Source organism: Deltaproteobacteria bacterium, from assembly GCA_019308925.1.
In the GTDB taxonomy this organism is placed as follows: Bacteria; Desulfobacterota; B13-G15; order B13-G15; family RBG-16-54-18; genus JAFDHG01.
On record JAFDHG010000019.1, the window covers coordinates 23,607 to 30,114 of the forward strand.

Annotated in this window: 6 protein-coding genes; all 6 read right to left on the bottom strand. The window is 48.5% G+C overall.

Going from position 1 to position 6,508, the window contains the following annotated elements; genetic code table 11:
* Positions 1–28: 28 nt before the first annotated feature.
* Positions 29–2,668 carry a type IV pilus secretin PilQ gene (gene pilQ, locus JRI46_04610; GenBank protein MBW2038867.1) on the bottom strand — a complete coding sequence of 880 codons (2,640 nt, stop codon included), beginning with the start codon at positions 2,666–2,668 and terminating at the stop codon, positions 29–31.
* A complete protein-coding gene (locus JRI46_04615) occupies positions 2,665–3,249 on the bottom strand; it encodes a pilus assembly protein PilP (protein MBW2038868.1) in 585 nt (194 codons plus the stop codon). The genes pilQ and JRI46_04615 overlap by 4 nt, the downstream gene beginning before the upstream one ends.
* 11 nt (positions 3,250–3,260) lie before the next feature.
* Positions 3,261–3,875 (bottom strand): type 4a pilus biogenesis protein PilO, encoded by a 615-nt coding sequence (locus JRI46_04620; protein MBW2038869.1) that lies wholly within the window; start codon positions 3,873–3,875, stop codon positions 3,261–3,263.
* Between the two features lie 11 nt (positions 3,876–3,886).
* Positions 3,887–4,426, bottom strand: a complete 540-nt coding sequence (locus tag JRI46_04625; GenBank protein MBW2038870.1) for a PilN domain-containing protein — start codon at positions 4,424–4,426, stop codon at positions 3,887–3,889.
* Position 4,427: 1 nt separating this feature from the next.
* A complete protein-coding gene (gene pilM / locus JRI46_04630; GenBank protein ID MBW2038871.1) occupies positions 4,428–5,486 on the bottom strand; it encodes a type IV pilus assembly protein PilM in 1,059 nt (352 codons plus the stop codon).
* 134 nt (positions 5,487–5,620) lie between these two features.
* Positions 5,621–6,508, bottom strand: an 888-nt coding sequence (locus JRI46_04635; protein ID MBW2038872.1) for a sigma-54-dependent Fis family transcriptional regulator, incomplete at its 5' end; no start/stop codon positions are given.

The following is a 6,508-nucleotide window of genomic DNA, read 5'->3' on the forward strand; positions in this document are numbered from 1 at the left end:
AATAGTAATTAAGGGAAAAATCCTTTGTTTAAGAGGCAGTAATCCTCCTCGGTTGAATGATCCGGGGAGCGATAAAGATCAAGAGTTCCTTTTTGTCCTCATCTTTCGTCTTCTTTTTGAACAACCAGCCCAACAAGGGGATCTTGTGAAAGAGAGGTACCCCCTGTATGCCGCCGGTCTTTTCATAGGTATAGATCCCTCCGATCACCACCACCTCACCATCCTTGACCAAGACCTCTGTCTTGGCCTCTTTTTTGTCAATGGATGGTACTCCTTGGACGACGTGAGACCAGTCAGGGGTATCCTTGGAGGTCAGGATCTCCATCTTTATGTGGCCATCAGCGGTCACGTGAGGGGTGACGGTCAGCTTCAGGTTGGCCTCGATAAACTCGGTGGTCACCGTCCCCTCCTCTGTTATCTTCAAATAGGGTACGCGCAGGCCCTGCTCTATATACGCCTCAATATGATCCAAGGTTGTTACCCTGGGGCTGGAGATCACCTGCCCCTCCCCAGAGTCCTCCATGGCAGAAAGTTTCACCCGCAGATATTTGGTATTGGGTAGATTGCCTACAAGGAATTCCAAGGCACCACCTGCCCCACTACCTACAGCAGCGGGAAGGTCCACCACAAAGTCTCCACTGCTAGCACCAGTAACCTCCCCTTTGACCTCTCTGGTCTCATCCTCGTAATGACCACCCCAAGATATCCCCAGCTCTCGGGCGAAGTTGGTGCTGGCCTCAACGATCTTTGCCTGGATAAGGATTTGGGGGGTCTGGGCGTCCAGTTTTCGCACCAGGTCCTTTGCCTTTTGCACATTGATCCGGATGTCCTTTATGATAAGGGTATTGGTGCGTTCATCCACAATTACACTCCCCCTGGCGCTCAGGAGATCCTTGACCTTAGGGGCGAGCTCCGCGGCCGTGCTGTAGCTCACCGGTATCAATTCGCTGATGAGGGGTTCCAGCTCCTCCTTGGCCTTAATGGCCTTTACCCTGGCCTCCTTCTCCTTACGCAACCTCTCCAGGGGGGCTATTCGGATGACGTTGCCTATACTCTCCATCCCCAAGTTTTTTGCCTGAAGGATGATGTCTAAGGCTTGATCCCAGGGGACATCTACCAATCTGACGGTGACCTTTCCCTTTACATCCTCGGTGGTGATGATGTTCAGGTTGCTCACCTCCGCAAAGAGCCGCAAGATGTTGTCGATGTCTGCATCCTTAAAATCCAGGGTGATCCTCTTCCCTGTATAGACCTTTCGCTCCAGCTCTTCCTCAGGAGGGGGGATAACTGGCACAACTTTCCGCACTGGTGTTGGAGGGGCGACCTTCGGCCTTTCCACCGCCACAGGTTTCTCCACCTCCTCTACCTCAGCGGGTTTTTTGACGGTGACCACCTCGAGCGGTTTGGGTTTTTTCACCCTAAACTCCTCAGGTCTCTCAAAATCGAGGTAGATCCTGCTATCCTCTTGCTGGACATCATAGGCCACCATTCTGCGCAACTTCACAAGGACTCGGGCGCCCTTTTGGGCATCGATCACCATATTGGTGGGGGTGATCATCACCACAGGGCTAGCGAACTCATGGGTATCTAAAGGTCTGCTAAGCCTTGGCGGAACCACCATTCCCTTTACTTCTACTAGTACTGTGTCCTCTGATCCCTTTACTACCTCATAGGGGGCCTTTGCCGAGGTGGTGATGATAATCCTGGATTTATCCTTAAGCTGCTTAAAGTCTATCCCGGTGATCTCACCTGTTACAGGTACCAAAGGAGGAACCTTTTCTTCCTTTGCCACCTCCTTTTTTGGTACAGGAACCTCTACCTCCTTGCCCAACACGACTCTCAACTCATCACCGATGCGATCTATCCTGTGGGGGGGGAGGACCTTGGTCGGGACGTCGAGCACCACCCTGACCTTCTTGGGGTGATCCCCTAAACGCACCTTTTTCAGATAAGGGGAGTTGACCAAGACCGCCTTGGGGGGGAACTTCCTCTTGACCTTCCACAGATCAATCACCAAACGCGTCGGCTTCTTCAGGGCAAAGGTATCGTAATCCCCCAATCTTCCGTCGGCCTTCAACTTCATGATCACTTTGTCTTTTTGGGATTTATCCACAGAGACATCGACTAAACTCTGGGCAGGAGCCAATTCCTTTGCAGCAACCTCCTCCTTGGCCGGTGGAGGAACCTCTTCAACGATCTCTATCTCCTTCTTCTTTTCCTCCTTAGCAAGGAGGGGGCTCTGTTTCCCAACATCTATATAGAGGAGGTTTCCCTCTTTTTGGACTTGATATCTGACCAACTTATTCAAACAGATATAGATCTCGGTATTCCCATCTTGCTCGGTGGCAACGATCTCTTTTATCACTTCATCGCCGACCGCTAGGGGAGTTGGGACTCCTTTGGCCAACCCAGTCTGGGGGATATCGACCACCAGCTTCAAAGGTTGGGGAATGAGCTTAAAGAACGTATAAACCAAAGGTGATTCCCCCTGAATGACCACCCTCTTGCCCTCATCCCTGTCTACCACCTCTATATCCTTAATGAGATTTTGGGGTACGGCCTTTGGTAAGGGTTCCACCTTTTTCCGGGGGGCACAACCCATCACCAATAAGATAATGGGAATCAGCACTACCCCCCAATACATCCTTTTCCTTTTTGGGTTCTTCATGGTCTTTTTTCCTCCCCGGGGACATGTAATCTCAAGACAACTCTCTTTAGTTTGACATTACCCAAATAGTCTTTATATTTCTCCTCGATGATCACCCTATCCTTGAGGATGGCCTTCACTGTGCCGTAATTTCTCCCTATATATGTCCCCTTCTTGATGATATAACCCTTCCCCTCAGAATCCTCCACCATCGCTCTTCCCCCTTTTTTACCCACCAAGATAGCCACCAATTTCACTTGGCTTAGATCATATTTCTGCAAGGGGGTGATGGGTACTTGCTCGCCGGAGGGCTTGATAGGGGTCTGCATGGCGATAAATGGCCTAAAGGGGTCCCTTTTGCCAGTGGGATTGTAGACATAATGGCGTTTTTCCTCCTTTGGCGGCAAGGGCGATGGTGAGGATGTGGGAGGGGGAACTCTTGGGAGACGCTTGGGTGTCACCACAATCTTGTTCTGCTCCTCCTTTTTCCCCCTTTTTTTGCCAAATGGGAGGGGTAAATTGTCGCACCCCCCTACGGTAAGGGCAATACCGATGACCAATATAAAGGTTAAAACCCCCTTTGATCTCCCTTCTCGATCCATTTTTACCCCTTTTATTTTTTACTTCTTCCCTTTTTCTTGGCCCCAGCGGCAGCGGCCTTTTCCACGTACCTATAAGTTGTGGCAGTACATGAGGTATGCAGCAATGTCTCCCCCTTTTTCTTTGCGGGGGCCTTCTCGATGGCGAATTTCTCTATGCTTACTATCCGGGAAAGGGTGCCTACATGGTAAAAGAATATACCTATTCTGTGATACGACCCTACAAACTTTAGTTCCACGGGGACCTTGGCGTAAAACTGCCCCGGTTGCTCCCCTTGAGGTTTGAACAAAAGGACCTCCAGCCCGGCCTCTTTACCCATATTGGAGATATTCTTCAATAAGTTGGGGATCTCCTTTTTATCCGGCAATTTGGTCAAGACCTCTTTTAGATCCTCGTTCATCCTCCCCAACTCCTCCTTAAACTTGTCCAAGTCCTTGACGATGTTGCTCTTTACGTTCCTCTCTCTAATGAGGTCGTTCAACTTCGATTTCTTGGACTCAATTACCCTTACCTGTGGCAAGTAAAAGGCGTACCAATAGGCCCCTAGGATAAGCGCTGAGATCAGGAACAGGATCCCCAACTTTTGCGGTGTGGGTAACTTGATAATACTGTCCGTAGATATCGCCATGGGGTCCTCCTTTAAAAGGAAGTTGAGCAGCGCAAACTGAACTTCTTCAACTTAAGACCGCCCCTTTGAAATTGTTCTGTTACCTCCAGTTCTACCCCACCAAAATATCTAGAGCGCTCTAACAGGGTCATAAAATTGGCGATAGTCTCGTTGTCCAACGCTAATCCCACGATCTTCAGATTCTTCCCGGTCTTATCCAAGGCCTCGATCCACATCTTCTCCGGTATCCTCTGACTTAGTTCGTCCAGGATGTAGACCGCACTCAACCTTCCCTTTTCCAGATCTTTGATGACAGACAACTTCTGTTGGAGCTTGGCCTTTCTCTTCTTTAACTTGTCTATTTCTCCTACTACCTTATTTAGTTTGAGTATCTCTTCTTTGACCAATTTCAATTGGGCGTCAACATGCCTCTCACGCTGGTTTACGTTCCACTTGAGATAGAAGATGACCACAAAAACCAAAAAGAGGGTGAGGATAAAGATGGAAATCTGAAATCGAATGGTCTCCTTTCTCCTCGCCGCTCGTACAGGTAGTAAATTTATCTCTATCATCTTACACCTTCCTTAGGGCCAACCCTACACTTATAGCCATTAAGGGAGCGATATCTTGTAGATAGTCTGAATCAAAGGCCCCCGGGTTGACCGTCATATTTGCGAACGGGTTGCAAATCTCTACCGGCACATTCAGCTTCTCCTCCACAATCTGTTTTAGTCGGGGGACCTTAGCGCAGCCGCCGCTGAGGTATTGACGGGTTATTCTCTCCTCGGGAAAAGTAGCGGTAAAAAAGTCCAAAGACTTGGCTATCTCCAGGGCGATGGTGGAAGAGGTCTTGTCAAGCAACTTGTCAATGGTGTGCGGCGATCCCTTTTCTGATGTTCCACCCAATTTCAAGTCTTCCGCCTCCTCAAAATTTACGCTAAGCTCCTTTTGGATCTCTTCGGTGTACAGATTCCCCCCAATGGATATATCCCTGGTGAAGAGGGATCTACCTCCTTTAACGATATTTAGGTTCATTATGCTGGCCCCAATGTCACATAAAACCACCAGATCCCCTATCTCCAAGGGGTAATTTAGTTCGTACATATTCTCCAGGGCAAAGGAATCTATGTCGATGATCATGGGGCTCAACCCGGCTTCCCTGATGATGGCGATGTAATCCTCAATCAAATCACTCTTGGCAGCGACCAGAAGGACCTCCATATGTTCTCCCATCTCCTTCTCCGGGGCCGACAAGATCTGAAAGTCAATGTTTACATCATTTATGTCAAAGGGGATATAACGCTCCGCCTCCACAAAAATATTCTCCTCCAGCTCCGAGTCCGTCATTTTGGGGAGAGTGATCTTCTTCACAATTACCGAGTGACCAGAGACAGAAATGGCCACCTCCCGCTTTTTTATCTTATAATTAGAGACCAATTCCCTTATCGCCTCCACCACCGTTGTGGTATCCATCAAGCTTCCATCCACGATGGTCTCTGGAGGCAGAGGGGTTATACCTAAGTTGTTGACATAATAACCCCTTCCTGTATCCTTGATGTCCACAAATTTGATGGCGCTGGTACCTATGTCCAACCCCAATACCCTTTTTCCCTTCTTTCCAAAGAGTCCCATCAGTCCATCTCCAGAAACTTTTTAGATTAAAATATCAAATTTTTTCTAAATGTCAAGCATATTTTTGTAGGAATTTTTGACATTTTTTAAACCCAAACTATGCACCCCAGAGACATTAGGAAAGCTCGTCCCTTTCAAGAACTTATTTCATAGCGATTCAACTTTTCCCTCAATGTTGAACGGGAGATCCCCAAAATCCTGGCCGTTTCCGATTTGTTGCCCTTTTTCTCCCGTAGTACCTTCAGGATATAGTTACGCTCCACCGCTGCCAAGGGGAGGAACCCATCTACATTATCCATCCATTTCTCTCCTAAGGCGGAATCCCTTTTCCCGATCTTGTCTTTCCTCAATTCCAGAGGGAGGTCTTCAGTGACCATCAGATCCCCTTTGGCCAAGATCGTTGCCCTTTCTATGACATTTTTCAGTTCTCGCACATTTCCCGGCCAGGGGTATGTCAATAGGAGATCTAAGGCCTTAGGGGTGACCCCCCTTATCTCCTTTCCCAACTCCTTTCCCAACTTCTCTATAAAGTATTGAGAGAGGATGGGTATATCCTCATTTCTATCGCGCAGAGGGGGTAAATCTATCACCATTACCTTGATGCGGTAATAGAGGTCTTTGCGAAATTCCCCTTTCTCTACCAACTGAGCTAGTTCCTTGTTGGTTGAGGCAATTACCCTTACATCCACCTTAATGTCTCTCTTGCCCCCTACTCTCCTGAGGGAATAAGTTTCTAAGAACCTTAACAACTTCGGCTGAAGGGATGGTTTCATCTCTGAGATCTCATCCAAAAAGACCGTCCCCCCTTGAGCCAATTCCATGAGGCCCGGCCTGCTCTCCTTGGCATCGGTAAAGGCACCCATTTCATATCCGAAGAGCTCGGATTCCAACAATGCTTCAGGGATAGCACTGCAGTTTATCTTAATGATGGGTTTTTGTCGGCGTCGGCTTTGGTAGTGAATGGCGTTGGCAACTAATTCCTTTCCCGTACCGCTTTCCCCTTGGACTAAGACAGGGGTTCG

Coding starts and splice junctions, on each gene's coding strand:
- JRI46_04620 (MBW2038869.1), bottom strand. CDS start 3,875: ATGGCGATATCTACGGACAGTATTATCAAGTTACCCACACCGCAAAAG.
- pilM (MBW2038871.1), bottom strand. CDS start 5,486: ATGGGACTCTTTGGAAAGAAGGGAAAAAGGGTATTGGGGTTGGACATA.
- pilQ (MBW2038867.1), bottom strand. CDS start 2,668: ATGAAGAACCCAAAAAGGAAAAGGATGTATTGGGGGGTAGTGCTGATT.
- JRI46_04615 (MBW2038868.1), bottom strand. CDS start 3,249: ATGGATCGAGAAGGGAGATCAAAGGGGGTTTTAACCTTTATATTGGTC.
- JRI46_04625 (MBW2038870.1), bottom strand. CDS start 4,426: ATGATAGAGATAAATTTACTACCTGTACGAGCGGCGAGGAGAAAGGAG.